We start from the raw sequence: 1,365 nt of genomic DNA, 5'->3' as shown, positions 1-1,365 counted from the left end.
TAAAAAATAAGGCAAAATCATACACAAGCAAAAATAATGGGAATTGGAGCTTAGTATACAAAGAGGAATTTAATACCCGCGCGGAAGCAATAAAAAGAGAAAAAGAATTAAAAAGTTATCGCGGCCGTCAATTTATTCGTTCAATTATAAATCGCGATAAAACCAGTCGGTAGATCCGCCGGCTGGCGGACTTTTAAGCAGAAGGTCACAGGTTCGAATCCTGTACGGCGCACTATAATCAAGCCACCCTCGCCAGCTGGCACCCCCAGTCGCCTAGCACCGACGTAGCTTAATGGTAGACCTGCCCGCCATCGCCTAAGCCCATGTAGCTCAATGGTAGAGCAACGGTTTTGTAAACCGTAGGTTGTCGGTTCAATCCCGACCGTGGGCTCAGGCGTAGGCAGGCGGGGCAAAGCATTCGCCCGTCCCGCCTCCGCCGATAGGCGGAATGCGGGATAAACCGTAGATTGTCGGCCTGCCCCGCACAGAACTTTTGTTCTGGCGCGGGGTTCAATCCCGACCGTCGGCTCCAGACGTTTGGTGGGCATGTAAACCGTTTGTTGTCCCGCCATGGCGGGACGGGTGGCTCAAAATAAAGGCTAAATTGGCCTTTTTATTTTATTTTTACCTGTCCCGCCTGCCCCGTCGCTACGGTGGCCTCTGGCGGTGATATTATTGCCGCCTGCCCTGCCTACCGGACAGGCAGGCGGCAGGCAGGTTATTATTTAAATAAAGTGGAAAAATGGTGGAAAAAATACCCTTGCGGGAAAAAAGCCGATAAGATAAGATGAATACATGAGTAACGGGGAAAAAAATCAAACAACTGAAGAAATCGGAAGAATGCCGCCGCAGAATATTGAGGCCGAGCAATCGCTCTTGTCCTGTATTTTGATTGACAAAGACGCAATCATTAAGGTGGCGGACATTATTTCGGAAAATGACTTTTATAAAGACACCCACCGCCTTATTTTCATTGTTATCAAAGAGCTTTACAACCACCGCGAACCGATTGATATTCTAACTTTAACCAACCGCCTGGAAGAAAAAAAACAGCTCTCTGACATTGGCGGCCGAACTTATCTGGCCCAGCTTTCTTCCTTTGTCGCCACTTCTTCCAATGTTGTCCAATACGCCAATATCGTCCAGCGCAAGGCCACCCTGCGCCGCCTGCAAACGGCCGCTTCGGAAATTATGGATCTAAGCTACCAGGAAGAAGAGGAAATAGACAAGGTTCTGGACCAGACCGAGCAAAAAAATTTTTTCCGTTTCGCAGAAATATTTAAAAAATACTTTCGTGCCGATTGACAATCTTTTGACCGAAGCCTTTGAAAGAATTGACGAACTGCATAAGCACGGCGGGAAACT

Annotated in this window: 1 protein-coding gene and 1 tRNA gene; both read left to right on the top strand. The window is 47.8% G+C overall.

Annotated elements, in window-relative coordinates; all coding sequences use genetic code 11:
- Positions 1-319 precede the first annotated feature (319 nt).
- Positions 320-391 (top strand) — tRNA-Thr (locus PHQ42_05105).
- 404 nt (positions 392-795) lie between these two features.
- The gene (locus tag PHQ42_05100; protein MDD5072079.1) at positions 796-1,305 is read left to right on the top strand and encodes a DnaB-like helicase N-terminal domain-containing protein; all 510 of its coding nucleotides are present in this window, start codon (positions 796-798) and stop codon (positions 1,303-1,305) included.
- The last annotated feature ends 60 nt before the right edge of the window (positions 1,306-1,365 follow it).

It is taken from the genome of Patescibacteria group bacterium (assembly GCA_028711655.1).
In the GTDB taxonomy this organism is placed as follows: Bacteria; Patescibacteriota; Patescibacteriia; order Patescibacteriales; family JAQTRU01; genus JAQTRU01.
This window is presented reverse-complemented; position numbering and strand designations above follow the sequence as displayed.

Excerpts from the sequence above, each read along its gene's own strand:
- PHQ42_05100 (MDD5072079.1), top strand. The coding sequence starts at position 796 with ATGAGTAACGGGGAAAAAAATCAAACAACTGAAGAAATCGGAAGAATG.